The following is a 16,832-nucleotide window of genomic DNA, read 5'->3' as shown; positions in this document are numbered from 1 at the left end:
GACATGGGAATTGCGGCGCATGGGCTCAAGCCATGCTGCTCTAGCTGTGACTGCTTCGGCAGGGGAGCGCAAGCCCGGGCACCTGCCCGGCATGCGTGTCCCGGCTCCGTGCGGGGGACAAGCTCTCAGGCGGAATAGTGCAGCGCCGAGAGGCCGTTGAGGCAGCTGACGGTTCCAGCCGGTCGGGCTGTGTCCGGCACGCCGGGGCGGCGCGTCAGGGACACGCGGCGGGGCTGGCCGGGGGCAAGAGGGAAGCCGTTGGCTTCTGCCAGGAAGGACGCATCCCGGATGGCGACGGTCTCGCAGAAGCGCTCGGCCGACAGGATCAGCCCGAAGCTGCCGGGCGTCGGCTCCTCGAGGCTGCACACGAGGCCGGTTTCCTGCGACGGCCGCCCGCGCCCGAGCGGCAGATGGAACGCTGCGCTGACCGTCCGCCCGTCGCGGTCCACGAGCCGGGCCTGCACCACATCATGCGACGGCGGACCGAAGCGGTAGGCATAGCCGAGATCGAAGAAGCTGCCGATCAGCGCGAAGCTGCCGTGACGCTGCGCCGAGCGCGGCGGCAGCAGGACATCCCGGGCGACGGAGAGCACCGGCGTGCGGCCGTCCCGCCAGGCGGTCAGCTCCAGCCGGGCCTCGACGGGTGCCGGCGTTTCGTTGAGGAGGTGGATGTCGAGGCCGTTGGTGCCTTCATCCGTGATCAGAACCTGCACCGGTGCCAGCACCTGCGACAGGATGCCGAGCGCGAGCTTCGGCTCGCCGTGGGCATCGATCAGCCCCCAGCCGGCCCCGGGCAGGAGATCGGACAGCGCCAGCACCATCGCGCCCCGGCAGGTCGAGCCGGCGCGCCGCCACTCGGCGAAAGTGGCCGCCATCACCTCGCCCGTCACGGCCCGGGACAGCTCCAGATAGCGCTCCGGGTCGTGGCTGCGCAGCCTGGCAGGTTCGACGCCGTAGAGAGAGCCGAGATAGTGGTCGCGCACATCCTCGAAGTCCCAGCCTGCCCCCCGGTCGCGCGGCACGCGCGCCTTCCAGCGCGGATCGTGGCAGGCAATGCCGGGCAGCTCGCGCTCCAGCGTCACGGGTTCCGGCACGTTGGCAAAGGCAAGACATTCGCCGGCAAAGCGAACCCCGGTCCGGCGCGCATCCTCCAGCGGCCGGAGGTAGGCGCCGACGCCGTAGTAATGGCCGATGCCCGCATTGGGCAGGAACGGCAGGTCGCCCCCGGTCGGCGAGTTGCGCACATAGGGCACCGAGGGGGCCAGCGCCGCGACGAGATCGGGCAGGAGGCTTTCGATCAGCGGCTGCGCCCGGCGCTCGGCCGGCAGGCCCATCATCGCGGCCTGCTGCTCCATCTCGCTGCCGCCGCAGAAGACGGCAAGGCTCGGATGGAGGCAAAGCCGGCTGATGACCTCAGCGGCTTCACGGCGGACCTCAGCCTCGAAGGCGGGGTCGGCGAGCGGATAGTCGAAATTGGCGAACTGGAAGTCCTGCCAGACCATCAGGCCCAGCTCGTCGCAGAGCGCGAAGAAGGCCTCGCCCTCGTAACCCGTGATGCCCGGAATGCGCAGGAGGTTCATGCCCGCGCCGGCCGCCGCCGCCAGCAGCGGCCGCAGCGCCTCGGGTGTCGAGGCGAGGCGCAGGATGTCGGCGCTGGTCCACACGGCCCCGCGTGCAAACACGGGCACGCCGTTGACGACGAGCCCGAAGCCCTGACCGTCAACGCCGGCATCGACCTCGACCCGGCGGAAGCCGGTGCGGCCAAGCCGGTGGCGATGACCGGCAACACGCAACGTCACCTCGTGCAGATGTGGCGTGCCGTGCGTCGCTGGCCACCAGGGCGCGACATCGGGGAGGTAGAGCGTCGCGGCGTACTGCCCGTCGGGGCCCGCCACGAGCGGCACGTGATGGCCTGCGCAGGCAAGCTCCGCGTCCACGAGCGGCGCGGCACTGGTGAGCGTCAGCGCCAGGACGCCCGTGCCGTCCTCGCCCAGCGTGCTGGCAAGCTGCGTGATGGCGATGTCGGGGGCTCGCCCGGCCTCGTCCGGAAACGAGACGAACACGGGCCGGTAGGGGCCGACGGCCTCCACCTCGGGGCACCAGCCGGGCATGTGGCCGAGCAGCGTGGTGCGCAGGCCACGCAATCCGGGTTGATCGACAAGCTGGGTCCGCCAGCGGGCGCGGGGCAGCCTTGCGGCGAGCCGGTCCGTCAGCGCCCGGAAGGCCAGATGCAGGGTGTTCCGGACGTCAGCCTCGACCTCGACCTCCAGCGCCGCGAACATGCTGTCCGAACGGGCCATGCGTTGGCCGTTCCAGAAGATGTCGGTGAGCGTGGCGAGACCTTCAAAGCGCAGGCGGCAGCGGGCACCGGCCTTGGCAGCAACCTCGGTCCGGTACCAGAAGTCCTTGTCCTGCAGGGGAAATGGCCCGGACGCCGAGAAGCCGCCGTGATCGGCAAGGGCTCCGGCGACAGTGCCGGGGACAGTGGCCGGCAGCCAGTCGAGATCGGCAGGCAAGTCGGCAGGGGTAGCGGCCTCCCCGGCATGGGTGCCGGAAAGCTCCCAGCCGGCGTCCAGCGGATGCAACTGCTCGGCAAGGCGGCGCGGCGCAGGCAGACGTGCGGGAACGGACGCGGCGCTCGCCATGCCGTCTCACTCCGCCGCTGCGGCGGCAGGCGGATGCGACAGGAGCCCGGTCAGGCCGTCGTGCAGCCGGTCCCAGGCCTCGATGGCCGGCACCAGCGCGGGCGCCAGCTTGTCGAAGGACTTGCGCATCACCGCCCGGGCGAGCTGGAACTGCACCACCTTGGCGGTTGCCGAAATGGTCCGGGCCTCGGCGGCAAGCCGTTCCAGCGCGGATGCATCCAGCGCCGTGTCCTGCTTCGCCAGCCAGTCGAGATGGGCGGAGAACAGCTCGAAATTCGCACCGAACTGACGCAGCGTGTTGAAGGCGTAGAGATGGAAGAAGCCGAAGGGCCGCTCGGCAATCTCGGCCACCTGCGCCGGAAACACGGCGGCGAAGGCGGCAATCGGATTGGCCTCAGGCGCGCGCGCCAGATGCCGGCGGAGCAGGGCGACGGCGCGTCCCGCCAGCGTGGCTGCCTCAGGCAGGGCGGCCGGGAACTTCACGAACTCGGTGTAGGGCAGGAACGGCAGCGCGCCCTCGGGCGCCGTGCGGTGGAAGATGCCGTCGAAATCCTCGCCCTCCAGCCGGTGCAGGCCGAGATTGTGGAAATAGTCCATCGTCCGGCCGTCGACATCGAGCCGGTTGATGGCGACGGTCGTCTTGCCGTGGTCCTTGCGGTAGGCGGTGCCCTGGGTGTCGGGGAGATAGAAGCTGTCCATCTCGACAAGGCAGAGGTTGCCGCGCGCGATCTGTGCCGCGACATGGGCCTCGACCCGGTCGAAGATGGCAAGCTCGGTCACGCGGATGCCGAACAGGGTCTCGAGGTCTTCCAGCGGCACCTTGAAGAAGGTGAACTGGTCGCCCTCGAAATCCTGGGTGATCGCAAAGCCGAGCGCCGCCTCGGGCGGCTGCCCCAGCGCGGCCAGCACCTCGATCCAGATGTCGAGATAGCAGTTGGTTTCCGGCCAGTCGCGGCCGAGATCGTGCAGGCCGTGGCGCTGATATGCCAGCGGATCAAGCGCCGGAAACACCTTCTCCCGCGTCATGTCAGCCCCAGAGCGCCTTGCGGACGGGGGCCGGCCAGTCGGCCGTGTCCAGCCCATGATGCGCGAACAGGGCCAGCGCGATCCGCTCCAGACCGAAGCCGACGCAGGCCGTATGGGCCACCGCGCCATCGGACGTGGTGAGGCCCCAGGTCTTGCCGAAATGGTCCTGGTGATAGTTGAAGGACAGGCAGGCCGTCTTCTTCGCGGTCGAGGTGACCGGAATGAGCAGCTCGAACTTCAGGGCCTGGTCGCGCTGGTTGTTGGCCAGCATCTTGCCGGCGCGGCCGAAGAAGGGATCGTTGGCGACGTCGATCTCGACCGGCAGCTGCACGGCGGCGATCAGCTCCTGGCCGCGCTCCATCCACTGCTGGCGGAAGGCCATCACCTCGTCCGGCGTGCCCATGCGGACGTACTCGCGCATGCGGAACAGCTGCATGCGGGCCGGGTCCTTCGACGGCTCATGCCGGAAGCAGTAGGACTGCAGGTCGAACAGGCCGCCGCCTGCCGGCAGCGGGCCGCGCTTGGCAATGGTCGGATAGAGCGGATAGCAGGCCGCCGGCGTCAGCACGATGTCCGTCGCCTTCTGGTCCTTGGTCCAGTCATTGCCCTCGGCCATGCACTGCAGCAGGTTCACATGATCCAGCTCGCAGCCGCAGAAGGAATGCACGGTTCCGGCGAGCTGCGGGAAGCTCTTCATGTAGCCCGAGCCCTCGAAATGGCTGCGGTTCATGCCCGGAGGAAAGCGGATGACTTCGGACGGGGAGCTGCTGCCGAAGGCCGAGATCAGCCCCTCGAAGCGCTGGATCACGTCCTCGAAGGCGCCCGAACGGCCGTAGAGGCCATCGACGCCGGTGTCGATCAGGAGACCTGCATCAAACAGCCGGTCGAGAAGGGAGGTCTGCATGTCCATGTCTCACCCCAACAGGCTGGTGTCCTGCTTGTTCACAAGCAGCATCGTGGAAGTATTGCCGAGAATGCGGTCATTGGAGATCATCAGCTGCGCCGAATGCGCATCGCGCAGGTGCCGGCCGAGGCTGTAGGGCGTGCCGTTCTTGTAGCCCATGATGCCGCAGATCAGCAGGCAGTGGTTGATGATCTCGAGGATCGTCTGCGACGAGGCGATCTTCACGTTGTTCATGGCCACCGCAAAGCCCATCGACGACAGCTTCGTCTCGTCCTTCTGGGCGGCATCATACTGCTGCAGGGCGGCCAGGATGTTGGACTTGACCAGCTGCAGCAGGTTGGAGGCTTCCGCCAGACGCAGCGCGCCGGGCGGCACGCTGCCCGGGCTCTTGCGCGCCGCAGCGCGGACGAAGGCCTGGGCACGGGCAAAGGCATCCGAGGCGATGCCGAACCAGACGCCGCTCCACAGGATGTGCGAATTGGCCAGCATCGACTGGGCCGCGATCTCGGCGAAGGGCTTGGGCAGGATCTGCTCCGCCGGTGCCTCGCCCTTGAAGATGAAGCCGTCCGAGCGGGTCCCGCGCATGCCGAGCGTATCCCAGTGATGGGTCTTCTCGAGCGTGTACTGGCCTTTCTCGAACACGGTCATCACCTGGTCCGAGGGGGCGCTGTCGGCGCGGGCGCGGGAGGTGATCAGGATCGCATCCGCCTCGGTGGCGTAGGAAATGACCGTCGCGTCCTTCGTCAGGCGGCAGATGTCGCCGTCGACCTCGATGGCACAGATGGAATTGCGCAGGTTGCCGCCGATCCCGCCCTCGGTGGTCGCCGAGGCGAGCAGGAGCTGGTCGGCCGCCATGCGGCGCATGTAGCCCTCGTGCCAGGGAGCACCCTCGCCATGCGACACGAGGCTCGACGCCTTGATCTGGTGCATGGCAAAGACCATGGCTGAAGCCGAGCAGGCCTGGCCGAGGATGCTGCAGACTTCCGCGATCTCCGCCGTGCTCGCGCCTTCGCCGCCGAGGTAGGCCGGAACCTGGATGCCGAGCAGCCGCTCGGCCTTCATCGCGTCGACGGCCTCGCGCGGGAAGCGCCCGGCGGCATCGACATCGTCGGCATGGGCGGCGGCCACGGCCGCGGCCCGGCGGGCGCGCTCGGTCAGGCTGAGCGCCTTGGCCCTGGCCACCTCGTTCATCATGCCACCGCTTCGCCGGTCAGCGAGGCCACTGCATCCCGGATCGCCGCGATCGAGGCAAAGGACTTGCGGTTGAGCAGATGTTCCGGAAACTCGACGTTGAACGCGTCCTCGAGCGCCAGCATCAGCTGGACGGAGGCAAAGGACGACAGTCCGGCTTCGTATAGGTCGGCGGTGTCGGACAGCGTCTCGACGGAAACAGGCAGGGCGCCATGCTTGGCGAGAAGTTCGCGGATCCTGGTGACCATCTGTAATGTTCCCTCAGCAATCAATAAACGCACCCTGCGCGCCAGGGGTGCTCATCCCGTGTGCCATTTCTAGAGCAGGTTAAATAACCCTCGCTTAAAGCGCATGGTAAATTTTACAATAAAGTTAAACCGGGTGGAAACAAATTTACAAAAAATTAAGCTTCAGATCCTTCGCTGTGACCGAGCCGGAAAAGAACGATTTCGCGATTATTGAATTCCCGGATCGAATGCCGGCGCGTTATTGAAACGTCATCTACGTGAAATGACGTAGTCCGCAAAACTCTGCGCGGCACCGGACCAGTCCGGCAAGAGTTTTGCCGCCGCCAATGCGTCATTCCTGAGCGCGGAGCGTGCAGCAGGATCCGACAGCAGGTGGTTCAGCGCCGCCGCCAGCGATTCCACATCATCCGGCTCGATGTAGAGTGCCCCGCCGAGCGAGAATGTCTTGCGCACCGCATCGCCGCCGCTGCCGATGACCGGAAGGCCATGCGCCAGAGCTTCGGCAAAGGCCATGCCGAACCCCTCGTAGCGGCTGGCCAGAACGAACAGGTCCGCGCGGGCATAGGCCGCCTCGAGGGTCGCACTGTCCATTGCGCCGGCGACCCGGACCTGATCCGTCAGGCCGCGCGCCGCGATCTGCGCGCGCAGTGCCTCGGCGCAGGCCGTGTCGCGCAGGCCTCCGGCGATCGTCAGCGTCCAGTCCCGCCGGTCGAGCCGGGCCAGCGCCTCGATCACAAGATCGTGACCCTTGCGCGGCAGCACGGACCCGACCGACAGCAGCGAGACGCCGGGGCCGCCGCTGCCTGCGGCCGGTGTGGCCGGATCCGTGCCCGGCTCCACGACGCCGATGCGCTCCGGAGCAATGCCGAACAGGGTCGTGACCAGCTCCGCCGTCGCCGGGCTGGTGACGATCACCCGCGCCGCATGGGCGAGGGCCTCGCCTTCCTCCGTCTTGAGCAGGTCGGCTTCGGCCGGGGTCAGGCCATGTTCAAGGCACAGCGGGTGATGCACGAGCGCTGTCAGATCGAGCCGGGCCGCAAGCCGGCCCGCCGCAGCGGCGAGCCGGGCATAGGCCAGTCCGTCGACGACGACGCGCGCGCCGTTCGGCAGCCCGGACAGCCGGCGCACGGCCTCCTCCAGCACCGGACCGGCGGGAAAGGGATAGTCGTCGCCGAGCGGCAGCAGCTCCACCGACCAGCCGAGGTCCCGGAGCCCGGCGATGATCTTGCGGTCATAGCCGTAACCGCCGGTCGGCGTGTCGATGTCGCCGGCATAGGCGAACCAGAGCTTGGGCTGGGCGGAGGACGGAGAGCTGGTCACGGCAGGATCCCGGAGAGAAGGCAGGCAGGGCCGCACTCTCCACGACGCGGGCCGGAAGGTAAAGCCCGTTGGGCCGGACGCCGGTCTTGCGGCCTGCGGACTGGCCTTTTGACTGGCCTGACGACTGGCCCGAGCGGCCATGAAAAACCCCGCCGGTGGCGGGGTCACTGCAGGTGGTGGCTCTCGACGGTTTGGAGCCGCGGCATCCGGCGTGTCGCGCCGGGCGCGGGGGAGCGCCCCGGCCGGTCAGGCGGCGTTGGACGACGCCAGCGGCTGGGTGAGCAGGGCAAAGGCTGCCTCCGCATCTTCCGCGGAGCGCAGGCCCGCCGCAATCTTCGGGTCGCGCAGCTGGCGGGCAATGCGGGCGAGGGCCTTGAGGTGGTCAGCGCCGGCGCCTTCCGGCGCCAGCAGCAGGAAGATCAGGTCGACCGGCTGGTCGTCGAGCGAATCGAAATCGATCGGCTTGTCCATGCGGGCAAAGACGCCGACGAGACGGGTGAGCTTGATCAGCTTGCCATGCGGGATGGCGACGCCATGGCCGACGCCGGTGGAGCCCAGCCTTTCGCGCTGCAGCAGCGTGTCGAAGACTTCCCGCTCGGTGAGGCCGGTCAGTTCGGCAGCCTTGGCCGCCAGCTCCTGGATCGCCTGCTTCTTGCTGTTGGCCTTCAGCCCGACGACGACCGCGTCCCGCTTAATCAGATCGCTCAGATCCATCTTCTTTTTCCGTTGCTCCCGAACCGGGTTCCGGCGGCCTTAAGCTGCCAGAACCCGTCGCTGTCGGGAAGAGGTCAGCCTAGCTGACTGTCTTCTGTCCAACCAGTGCCGGATCGATCCAACCAATGTTGCCGTCCGGGCGCCGGTACACCACGTTGACGCCGCCATTGGCAGCGTTCTTGAACACCACAACCGGTGCTTCGGACAGGTCCAGCTCCATGACGGCCATGCCGACGGTGAGCGTCTTGATCCTGGCCGAGGTCTCGGCGATCACCAGCGGACTGAAATCCGCCGGCACTTCTTCCTCCTCCTCGGGCGAGGCCAGCACGTAGGAGGCGGCCTCGTAAACGTCGCGGCTGGCGCCGTTCGCGCCATTGTGAGCCTTCAGCTTGCGCTTGTAGCGGCGCAGGCGCTTCTCGATGCGATCCGCAGCGCGGTCGAAGCTCGCGCGCGGCTCGGGGTCCTCGCCGGACACCTGAAGAACGATGCCCGTATCCAGATGGATCGAGCACTCGGTCCGAAAACCGGATCCCTCCCGGCTCACCGTCACGTGGCCATTGAAGCCGCCGTCGAAATACTTCGACAAGGCGTCAGCTATCCGGTCGTTGACGTGGTCGCGCATGGCCGATCCGACGTCGACGTTTTTTCCCGAAATCCGCAATGTCATGGGGACCTCTACCTGTTCATGGACCGAATTGCAGTCGGTGGCCCGACTCTCGGGGCACCAGGTGCCCCGGACGTACCAGCATGAACCACTCGGCGTTCCGGCGCCATACCCCATGACCAACGGTTTCGCGGGCGGTGCTATAGGCTTCGCCCATCCGAAAGTCAATCACTGCGGCATGGCACCACCCGCCATGTGGAGCGGCTGCCTACGCAAATGATTATATAGGAACGCCTTGTCGCTGTTTCAGAAAAGAATGTCGCTGCGCCGTGTTAAGGCTAAAGCCGGCTTACCGGCCTCCACGTTTTTCGCGGCGTCGCTGCACCGAGGAAGAAATGCGGAGGGCTTCGCGATACTTGGCGACGGTGCGCCGGGCGATGTCGATGCCTTCGTCCTTCAGCATCTTCACCAGTGTATCATCCGACAGGATGTCGTCGGGGGACTCGGCGTCGATGAGCTGCTTGATCCGATGCCGGACAGCCTCGGCCGAATGGGCATCACCGCCCTCGGTGGCCGCGATGGCGGAGGAGAAGAAGTACTTCAGCTCGAAGATGCCCCGCGGCGTCGCCATGTACTTGTTGGACGTGACCCGGCTGATCGTCGATTCATGCATGCCGACCGCCTCGGCCACAGTCTTGAGATTGAGCGGTCGCAGATGCTCGATCCCGTAGGTGAGGAAGCCGTCCTGCTGGCGCACGATCTCGGTCGAGACCTTGAGGATCGTCTTGGCCCGCTGGTCGAGGCTCTTGACCAGCCAGTTCGCGGTCTGGAGGCAATCGGTCAGATAGCTGCGCTCGGTGTCGTTGCGCGCCGTGCGCGTGATGCTGGCATAATAGGTCTGGTTGACCAGGACCCTCGGCAGGGTGTCGCTGTTCAGCTCCACCGTCCAGCCGCCGTCCGCCGCGCGCCGCACGAACACATCGGGCACGACCGGCTGCACCAGCGCGGAGCCGTAGGCACGGCCCGGCTTCGGGTCGAGCGCGCGGATCTCGGCGATCATGTCGGCAAGGTCCTCGTCATCGACCCCGCAGAGGCGCTTCAGCGCCGCCAGATCACGCCGCGCCAGCAGGTCGATGTTGTCGATCAGCGTCGCCATGGCCGGGTCGAAGCGGTTGCGTTCCTTCAGCTGCAGCGTCAGGCATTCGGCGAGGGTCCGGGCAAACACGCCGGACGGCTCGAAGGTCTGCAGCACCGCCAGCACGGCCTCGACGCGCGCCACCGGCACGCCGAGCTGTCCCGCCGCCTCGTCGAGCGCCTGGACCAGATAGCCGTTCTCGTCGAGACTGTTGATCAGATGCTGCCCGATCAGCTTGTCGGCCGGATCGGCGAAGGCGAGGTTCATCTGCCCGGTCAGGATCTGCCCGAGCGATTCCTCGGCGGCGACAAAGGCCTCGAGATTGTAGTCCTCGCTGACGCCACCGCCGGAACGCCCCGAATCGGCGGCATAGGCGAGTGCGGTCTCGGGCGCCGGGGCCACGCCGCTCTCGTCCGGAAACACGTTGCCGAGATCGGTGTCCATGCTCGAGGCAATGGTCTCGGCGCTGCTGTCCAGCTGGTTCTTCATCCAGTCGCCGGCCTCGCCGCCGTCGCCGGCAAAGCTTTCCGCCTCGCCCTGGGACGGCGCATCCGGCAGCAGATCGGTGGCGGCCTCTGCCGCGCCCGAAGGCTCGCCGTCGCCCCGCTCGAGCAGCGGGTTGCGCTCAAGCTCCGCATCGACATAGGCGGCCAGATCGAGATTTGAGAACTGAAGCAGCTTGATCGCCTGCATCAGCTGCGGCGTCATGATGAGCGACTGGCTCTGCCGCATCTCAAGCTTGGTCGAGAGTGCCATGGGCGCGTCGCGTGTCCTGCCGGTTCAGCGCATCGGTCCTGCGGGACCGGGGTGCGTCTGCCTGATCTCCATCCTCCCGGGCCGGCCTGATCGGAACGGATCACCCTGGCACGGCCCAGCCGATCACGGATCAGCGGTCAACTGGTCCGTTTCTTGCTTTCCATGCCTGCTTATAGCGCAGCCGGACCGCTTCCATCAAAGCGTAAATTGTTCGCCAAGGTAAAGACGGCGGACATCCGGGTCGGCGACGATCTCGTACGGCGTGCCCTCGGTCAGCACCTCGCCGGCCGCAATGATGTAGGCGCGGTCAATCAGGCCAAGGGTTTCGCGGACATTGTGGTCGGTGATCAGCACGCCGATGCCGCGTTGGGTGAGGTGCCGGACCAGCTGCTGGATATCCCCAACCGCGATCGGGTCGATGCCGGCGAAGGGCTCGTCCAGCAGCATGAAGGAGGGCCGGCTGGCCAGCGCCCGGGCAATCTCGACACGCCGCCGCTCGCCGCCCGACAGCGCGATCGAGGGCGACTTGCGCAGGTGGGTCAGGCCGAACTCTGCCAGCAGCTCGTCGAGATCCGCCTCGCGCTGCTGCCGGTCGGGTTCGACCACTTCCAGCACCGCGCGGATGTTGTCCTCGACGCTGAGCCCGCGAAAGATCGAGGCTTCCTGCGGCAGGTAGCCGATGCCGAGGCGGGCCCGCCGGTACATCGGCAGGCTGGTGATGTCGAAGCCATCCAGCGTGATCGAGCCCTGGTCGGGACGGATCAGGCCGGTGATCATGTAGAAGACGGTCGTCTTGCCGGCGCCGTTGGGCCCGAGAAGGCCCACGGCCTCGCCCGGATGCACCGTCAGCGACACGTACTTGACGACCCGGCGCTTGCGGTAGCTCTTGCCGATGCCCTCGACCGCGAGTGCGCCGTTGCCCTCAAGCGGGGCCTCCTCGAGATCCCGTGCGGATCCGGAGCCGAAGGAAAAGGGCAACCACTTCAAGCGCTGACGTCCCGATAAAACATGGTGACAGGGTCACGAACGCGTCGGCCGGCCCGGCGGGCCCGCCGGAACGTCCGACGGCATCCGGGCTCGGGGGCTCAGTTGCCCGTGCCGGTGCCCTGACCGTTGAGGCTGTTCGGCTGGATCAGGACCTTGACGCGGCCGGACCGCGGCGCCTCGAGATCGGCCTTGCCGGTCTCCAGGTTGATGGTCAGCTTGTTGCCGACCACCACGTTCGGTCCCTGGCTCAGGACGACCTGCTGGCCGGTCATGACCATGATCTTGCGGGTCATGTCGAAGCTGGCCTCGTCGCCGGTTGCCGTCTGGTCCTTCGACGAGATGTAGACCCGGCCGTTGGCCTCCAGGCGCATGATGCGCTGCTGCACGCCGCCGTCCGCCTTGCCGTCGTAGAAGACGCGCAGCTTCTGGGTCTTCATCCGGGTCTCGCCCTGCGACACCAGCACGTCGCCCGAGAAGGTTGCGCTGTTGGTCTTGTCCTCGACCTGCAGCTCCTGGGCCTCGATCTGGATCGGCTCCTTGTCGTTGTCTCCGAACCCGGCAAAGGCGTTTGAAAAGGTCTGCGCGGCTGCGAGCCCGGGAGCCAGAGCAACGAGCGCTGCGGCAGCGAACAGGGAAAGGCCCCTCATCTTCAGTTCTCCGTATCCACGGCGCCCATTCTGGTGGCACCCGGTCGTAACGTCATCTTGATACCATCGGTAAAGCGGACGACACCATTATCCTGATCATATGTGAATTTTCCTGCACTGATGTCGCCCTGCGTCGACCGGACGACCAGCGGATCGGACGTCCGCACCTCGCCGGTCTTCAGGTCGACCTCCACGGAGGAAAATTCCGCATCGTAGTCGCCGCTCCAGTCCAGCTTGATGCCATCCTTGAGAAGCAGCGTCTCGGCACCGTTGTTGTAGGTGCCCCTGTTGGCGGTGATCGCGGCCCGTTCGCCCTCGCCCATCACGATCTCGGCCGTGATCGTCTCGAGATCGATGATACGCGGATCGGTGATGCGCTGGATCGCCCGTTCGGCCGAGACCTTGTAGGAGCGGTCGCCGTCGTGGCCGGACAGCTCCGGCCGGTCCATCACCAGCCCTTCCGTGGTCAGCATCACGTTGCCGATCCCGAGGCTGGTCAGGACGTTGAACAGCACGATCAGCCCGGCCATCACCGCAAGCACGGCCACGCCCAGCACCGGAAAGAGGATGCGAAGGATCCGCACGCGCGTCGTGTGCCGACGCGCATCGCCGCGCGCCCGGGACAGCCGCGCGCCCGCTACATCCTCCCACGCGTCTGAGCTCAAGAGCTGCCTCGCCGGTATGGCCCGTCCCACCAAGGGCCGCTGGATCAAAACTGAACGCCGGACGTCCCCAAGCCCAGCTGCGCTTCCCATATGGGTTGCGCGGCAAACAGAATAAAGTGGCAGGGATCATCCTGCCAATCCTGCCGGTTTTCCGGGGCAGGGCCGTCTTGGTGCCGGCGGAGGTCCGCCGGGCCCGGGGGGACGCACCTGCCCGGGTGCCTTCCGTCAATCGCCGGCCCGTCGGCGCAGGCCTGGCTGCCCGTTCCCCCCGGCTTGCCCGGCCAGGCGGAGAGGGCGGTCGTGCCGGACCTGTCCGGCCCGGTCAGCTGTGCGCGAAGATGTCTTCCTCGTCCCAGCCGATCAGGTCCAGACGGGCCCGGGTCGGCAGGAAATCGAAGCAGGCATTGGCAAAGCCGGTGCGTTCCTCGCGCTCCAGCATCCCCTGAAGCTGCCGCATCAGGGCGTGCAGGTAAAGGACGTCCGATGCGGCATAGGCAAGCTGAGCATCCGTGAGCGTCTCGGCCGCCCAGTCGGAGCTCTGCTGCTGCTTCGACAGCTCGACACCCAGCAGCTCGCGCGTGATGTCCTTCAGCCCGTGCCGGTCGGTGTAGGTGCGCACCAGCTTCGAGGCGATCTTGGTGCAGAACACCGGCGCGACCTCGATGCCGAGATAGTGATGCAGCACCGCGAGGTCGAAGCGGGCGAAATGGAAGATCTTGGTCACGCCCGGGTCGGAAAACAGCCGCTGCAGATGCGGCGCGCTGGTCTGCCCGCGGGCGATCTGGACGACATCGGCCGAGCCGTCGCCGGGCGACAGCTGCACCACGCACAGACGGTCGCGGTGCGGATTGAGCCCGAGGGTTTCCGTGTCCACCGCCACGGCCGTGACCCCCTGATAGTGCGTCAGGTCCGGCAGATCGTTCTTGTGGTAGCGGATCGTCATCGTCGTGAACTCGTTCCTTTGGTGTCGGCGCTCTTACAGCACATTTGAGTGCGCTGCGGCAAGCAAATGGCAGAAAACCGTCACCAAAACGAAAACCCGGTGCGGCGCCCGGGCCCCGGACCGGTCCGGGCTGCGGATCTGCCGGTCAGACTGATCCGAAACGGTGGCGGGCACGAACAAGGAGATCAGGGCGAGACGGCCTGAAACGAAAAAAGGTCCGGCGAACCGGACCTTTTTCGATCGGACCCTGGTAGTGGATCCGAAGCGGATTTGGTGCCCAGGAGAGGACTCGAACCTCCACGCCTTGTGAGCGCTAGTACCTGAAACTAGTGCGTCTACCAATTCCGCCACCTGGGCTGTGAGGAGGGCTTTTAGGGGTCGTTCGGAGGGTTGTCAATCGTCGATTTGAGGAAAAATACGATTGTGTACATCGCGCCTTCACACTGGGCTGGCAAAGGTCTAAGAACCCTGCGTAGGGCCGTCCCCGGACGGTGGAAATTCATCAAGCGACGCGACAAGGAGCGGCAGGCATGTCCAAGGCGCTCAACGGAAAACTCGTTACGGTATTCGGCGGATCCGGCTTCATCGGCCGCCACGTGGTTCAGGCGCTCGCGCGCCGCGGCTATCGGATCAGGGCCGCCGTCCGCCGCCCGGACCTGGCCGAACACCTGCAGCCGCTGGGCGGCGTCGGGCAGATCATGCCGGTGCAGGCCAATCTCCGCTACCGCTGGTCCGTCGACCGCGCCGTGGAGGGGGCCGACGCCGTCGTGAACCTCGTCGGCATCCTTGCGGCCTCCGGCAAGCAGACCTTCGAGGCCGTGCAGGCCTTCGGTCCGCGGGCCATCGCCGAGGCGGCACGCGGCGCGGGTCTCACCGCCATCACCCACCTGTCGGCCATCGGCGCGGACGCCGGTTCCGATTCGGTCTATGCCCGCACCAAGGCCGCCGGCGAGGCCGCCGTGCTGGAGACGCTGCCGGACAGCGTCATCCTGCGCCCGTCCATCGTCTTCGGTCCCGAGGACGAGTTCTTCAACCGATTCGCCGCCATGGCCCGCATCTCGCCGGCCCTGCCGCTGATCGGCGGCGGAGCGACCCGCTTCCAGCCGGTCTATGTCTGTGACGTGGCCGAGGCGGTCGCCCGCTCGGTCGACGGCCAGCTCAAGCCCGGAGCGACCTACGAACTGGGCGGCCCGGAGGTGAAGACCTTCCGCGAATGCATGGAGCTGATGCTGGAAGTGACCCAGCGCCAGCGCCTGCTGCTGCCGATCCCGTTCCCGGTCGCGCGCCTGCAGGCAGCCGTGCTCGAGAAGCTGCCGGGCCAGCTGCTGACCTCCGACCAGGTGCGTCTGCTGCGCAAGGACAACGTCGTTTCGGCAGCCGCCGAGCAGGCCGGGCTGACGCTGGCCGGGATGGGCATCAATCCCTCGTCCCTCGCCGCCGTCCTGCCGACCTATCTCGACCGGTTCCGCGAGCGCGGCCAGTACGACGCCCATCGCGTCGCCTGACTGGACCCTGCCTGACCGGACCCTGCCTGACCGGACCCTGCCTGACCCGATCTCGGCCGACACATCGTCGGCCGATTTCGTTTTGACGGGTCTCTGCCCTGCTTCCGCCGCGGCCCCGGAGGGCCGCGGTCCTGCCGCCGTCTCAACGGCGGCTCCCGTCGCGCTGCCAGCGGCCGTCCTCGCCGCGCATCAGCCCGATATCCCTCAGCATCCGCTCGTCGAGCTGCGACAGCTCGCGCTGCGCCCGGGCCCGGGCGCGCCAGCCTGCGACAGGACGGTGGATCCTGCGAATCACCGCGACGAGGTCGAGGCGGAACGTGCGGATCGATTCGGATGAGGTCTGGTCCATGATCATCTGTGGTCTCCCTGACGCGGGGGATCCGCGTCATCCGGAGACTGACAGACCAATCCTGACAGCTGCGAGTCAGCTTTGATCTCGTTTTGTTCTTGAGGTAATGATTTTTTTGAATCAGCCCGGGAACGACCCGTCATGAACCCGATCGACCGCGCACTTGGCATCCTGCTGCTGTTGTCCGGCGGCAAGCTCGTCAGCGCCACCACCCTGTCCGACCGCTTCGGCGTCTCGCTGCGCACGATCTACCGCGACGTGGAGCGCCTGATCGAGCTGGGCGTCCCGGTCGAGGCCGAGCGTGGCGCGGAGGGCGGATATCGTCTCGCCCGGGGCTACCATCAGCCCCCGGTGGCGCTCACCCGGCGCGAGACCGCTGCCCTTCTGGTGGCCCTGGCCTTCGTGCGCAGCCTGCAGACCACGCCGCTTGCCGGCGATCTCCAGACGGCCGAGCGCAAGCTGGTCGCCGCGCTGCCGGGCAGTGCGAAGGACCTGCTGGGTCGTGCGGAGCGGATCATCGGCATCGAGCCGTTGCCGGTGGACGTGTTCCACGCGTCGACGGAGGCGGCGCCGGCCCGCGAATGGCAGGCGGCGCTTGACGGTTTCATGGACGGGATCCTGTCCGGTTGCCGGGTGCGCTTCGATCACCAGAGTCCCGCCCGCGGCGGGGAGCTGCGGCCGCACGAGGTGGAGCCGTATGGCGTGCTGTTCGACCGGAACCTGTGGTACCTCGCCGGGCGCTCGGTCGATGCGGACGACCTGCGCCTTTACCGCGCCGACCGGGTGCGCAACCTGGTCGTCAGCGGCCTGCGCTTCCGTCCGCCGCGCGAGTTCTCGGTCGAGGCGCTGATGGGGGGAGCGTGGCTCTCCCGGGCGATGCGGCGCTGGGCCGAGGAGGACGGGCTCGCGGAAATCCGGGTCACCGCGGAGCAGGCCCGGCGCCTGTCGCAGGACTGGTACTACCGCCATGCCCTGTTCACGCCCGACGGGACCGGGCGCGTGCGCGTGCGTCTGGCAGCCACCTCCGCCGACCGCCTCTATCCGCTGGTTCGCTGGCTGGGCCCCGGGGCGGAGCTGGTCGCGCCTGAGGACCTGCGGCAGGGGCTGGCGGACGAGCTCGCAGCCCTGGCCGACCGGCACCGGGACACGTCCCGATGACCGGAGCGGCACAGGCACACCGGCGTGGGCTGTCG

16 protein-coding genes and 1 tRNA gene are annotated in these 16,832 nt (G+C 67.3%); 2 read left to right on the top strand and 15 right to left on the bottom strand.

Translation table 11 applies throughout. From position 1 onward, the window contains the following. Window positions 1-125: 125 nt before the first annotated feature. The 14 genes from GWI72_RS14480 to GWI72_RS14415 all read right to left on the bottom strand — a co-directional run bounded on the left by GWI72_RS14480 (window position 126) and on the right by GWI72_RS14415 (window position 14,142). Window positions 126-2,645, bottom strand: a complete 2,520-nt coding sequence (locus GWI72_RS14480; RefSeq protein WP_209000119.1) for a glycoside hydrolase family 2 protein — start codon at window positions 2,643-2,645, stop codon at window positions 126-128. Between the two features lie 6 nt (window positions 2,646-2,651). Further along, a complete protein-coding gene (locus GWI72_RS14475) occupies window positions 2,652-3,671 on the bottom strand; it encodes a DUF1839 family protein (RefSeq protein ID WP_161709026.1) in 1,020 nt (339 codons plus the stop codon). A gap of 1 nt (window position 3,672) precedes the next feature. Then, window positions 3,673-4,581 carry an amino acid--[acyl-carrier-protein] ligase gene (locus GWI72_RS14470; RefSeq protein WP_161709025.1) on the bottom strand — a complete coding sequence of 303 codons (909 nt, stop codon included), beginning with the start codon at window positions 4,579-4,581 and terminating at the stop codon, window positions 3,673-3,675. Window positions 4,582-4,584: 3 nt separating this feature from the next. After that, window positions 4,585-5,766, bottom strand: coding sequence for an acyl-CoA dehydrogenase family protein (locus GWI72_RS14465; protein WP_161677039.1), 1,182 nt, complete (start codon window positions 5,764-5,766; stop codon window positions 4,585-4,587). After that, on the bottom strand, window positions 5,766-6,014 hold the full coding sequence (locus GWI72_RS14460; protein ID WP_161709024.1) for an acyl carrier protein: 249 nt from the start codon (window positions 6,012-6,014) through the stop codon (window positions 5,766-5,768). Before GWI72_RS14460 ends, GWI72_RS14465 begins: the two co-directional genes overlap by 1 nt. 249 nt (window positions 6,015-6,263) lie before the next feature. Continuing rightward, a complete protein-coding gene (locus GWI72_RS14455) occupies window positions 6,264-7,334 on the bottom strand; it encodes a glycosyltransferase family 4 protein (protein ID WP_209000118.1) in 1,071 nt (356 codons plus the stop codon). A 246-nt stretch (window positions 7,335-7,580) separates the two neighbouring features. After that, window positions 7,581-8,048 (bottom strand): PTS IIA-like nitrogen regulatory protein PtsN, encoded by a 468-nt coding sequence (gene ptsN, locus GWI72_RS14450; protein WP_161676898.1) that lies wholly within the window; start codon window positions 8,046-8,048, stop codon window positions 7,581-7,583. A 79-nt stretch (window positions 8,049-8,127) separates the two neighbouring features. After that, window positions 8,128-8,715 carry a ribosome hibernation-promoting factor, HPF/YfiA family gene (gene hpf / locus GWI72_RS14445; RefSeq protein ID WP_161676897.1) on the bottom strand — a complete coding sequence of 196 codons (588 nt, stop codon included), beginning with the start codon at window positions 8,713-8,715 and terminating at the stop codon, window positions 8,128-8,130. A gap of 286 nt (window positions 8,716-9,001) precedes the next feature. After that, window positions 9,002-10,543 carry an RNA polymerase factor sigma-54 gene (gene rpoN, locus GWI72_RS14440; protein ID WP_161709022.1) on the bottom strand — a complete coding sequence of 514 codons (1,542 nt, stop codon included), beginning with the start codon at window positions 10,541-10,543 and terminating at the stop codon, window positions 9,002-9,004. A gap of 195 nt (window positions 10,544-10,738) precedes the next feature. After that, on the bottom strand, window positions 10,739-11,521 hold the full coding sequence (gene lptB / locus GWI72_RS14435) for an LPS export ABC transporter ATP-binding protein (RefSeq protein ID WP_161677038.1): 783 nt from the start codon (window positions 11,519-11,521) through the stop codon (window positions 10,739-10,741). Between the two features lie 107 nt (window positions 11,522-11,628). Then, window positions 11,629-12,177, bottom strand: coding sequence for an LptA/OstA family protein (locus tag GWI72_RS14430; RefSeq protein WP_161676895.1), 549 nt, complete (start codon window positions 12,175-12,177; stop codon window positions 11,629-11,631). A 2-nt stretch (window positions 12,178-12,179) separates the two neighbouring features. Then, complete coding sequence (lptC, locus tag GWI72_RS14425) at window positions 12,180-12,842, bottom strand: LPS export ABC transporter periplasmic protein LptC (protein WP_208995864.1); 663 nt, start codon at window positions 12,840-12,842, stop codon at window positions 12,180-12,182. Between the two features lie 322 nt (window positions 12,843-13,164). After that, window positions 13,165-13,785, bottom strand: coding sequence for a ribonuclease D (locus tag GWI72_RS14420; protein WP_161676893.1), 621 nt, complete (start codon window positions 13,783-13,785; stop codon window positions 13,165-13,167). A 271-nt stretch (window positions 13,786-14,056) separates the two neighbouring features. After that, window positions 14,057-14,142, bottom strand: a tRNA-Leu gene (locus GWI72_RS14415). A 173-nt stretch (window positions 14,143-14,315) separates the two neighbouring features. On the opposite strand from GWI72_RS14415, the gene GWI72_RS14410 reads away from it, so the two are divergent. Continuing rightward, window positions 14,316-15,290, top strand: coding sequence for a complex I NDUFA9 subunit family protein (locus tag GWI72_RS14410; RefSeq protein ID WP_161676892.1), 975 nt, complete (start codon window positions 14,316-14,318; stop codon window positions 15,288-15,290). A 142-nt stretch (window positions 15,291-15,432) separates the two neighbouring features. On the opposite strand, the gene GWI72_RS14405 is transcribed toward GWI72_RS14410, so the two are convergent. Then, on the bottom strand, window positions 15,433-15,645 hold the full coding sequence (locus GWI72_RS14405) for a DUF1127 domain-containing protein (protein WP_244314244.1): 213 nt from the start codon (window positions 15,643-15,645) through the stop codon (window positions 15,433-15,435). 135 nt (window positions 15,646-15,780) lie between these two features. Between GWI72_RS14405 and GWI72_RS14400 the strand changes: the two genes are divergently transcribed. After that, on the top strand, window positions 15,781-16,797 hold the full coding sequence (locus GWI72_RS14400) for a helix-turn-helix transcriptional regulator (protein ID WP_161709021.1): 1,017 nt from the start codon (window positions 15,781-15,783) through the stop codon (window positions 16,795-16,797). Window positions 16,798-16,832 lie beyond the last annotated feature (35 nt).

The sequence above is a fragment of the Pannonibacter sp. XCT-53 genome (assembly GCF_009915765.1).
In the GTDB taxonomy this organism is placed as follows: domain Bacteria; phylum Pseudomonadota; class Alphaproteobacteria; order Rhizobiales; family Stappiaceae; genus Pannonibacter; species Pannonibacter tanglangensis.
The sequence above is the reverse complement of the archived record's forward strand: the minus strand, read 5'-3'. Positions and strand labels throughout refer to the sequence as shown.

Bases quoted from the DNA above. Each gene is read 5' to 3' on its own strand.
- GWI72_RS14480 (WP_209000119.1), bottom strand. From the start codon at position 2,645: ATGGCGAGCGCCGCGTCCGTTCCCGCACGTCTGCCTGCGCCGCGCCGC.
- GWI72_RS14475 (WP_161709026.1), bottom strand. From the start codon at position 3,671: ATGACGCGGGAGAAGGTGTTTCCGGCGCTTGATCCGCTGGCATATCAG.
- GWI72_RS14465 (WP_161677039.1), bottom strand. From the start codon at position 5,766: ATGAACGAGGTGGCCAGGGCCAAGGCGCTCAGCCTGACCGAGCGCGCC.
- GWI72_RS14405 (WP_244314244.1), bottom strand. From the start codon at position 15,645: ATGATCATGGACCAGACCTCATCCGAATCGATCCGCACGTTCCGCCTC.
- ptsN (WP_161676898.1), bottom strand. From the start codon at position 8,048: ATGGATCTGAGCGATCTGATTAAGCGGGACGCGGTCGTCGTCGGGCTG.
- GWI72_RS14460 (WP_161709024.1), bottom strand. From the start codon at position 6,014: ATGGTCACCAGGATCCGCGAACTTCTCGCCAAGCATGGCGCCCTGCCT.
- GWI72_RS14410 (WP_161676892.1), top strand. From the start codon at position 14,316: ATGTCCAAGGCGCTCAACGGAAAACTCGTTACGGTATTCGGCGGATCC.
- rpoN (WP_161709022.1), bottom strand. From the start codon at position 10,543: ATGGCACTCTCGACCAAGCTTGAGATGCGGCAGAGCCAGTCGCTCATC.
- GWI72_RS14400 (WP_161709021.1), top strand. From the start codon at position 15,781: ATGAACCCGATCGACCGCGCACTTGGCATCCTGCTGCTGTTGTCCGGC.
- GWI72_RS14420 (WP_161676893.1), bottom strand. From the start codon at position 13,785: ATGACGATCCGCTACCACAAGAACGATCTGCCGGACCTGACGCACTAT.
- hpf (WP_161676897.1), bottom strand. From the start codon at position 8,715: ATGACATTGCGGATTTCGGGAAAAAACGTCGACGTCGGATCGGCCATG.
- GWI72_RS14470 (WP_161709025.1), bottom strand. From the start codon at position 4,581: ATGGACATGCAGACCTCCCTTCTCGACCGGCTGTTTGATGCAGGTCTC.
- GWI72_RS14430 (WP_161676895.1), bottom strand. From the start codon at position 12,177: ATGAGGGGCCTTTCCCTGTTCGCTGCCGCAGCGCTCGTTGCTCTGGCT.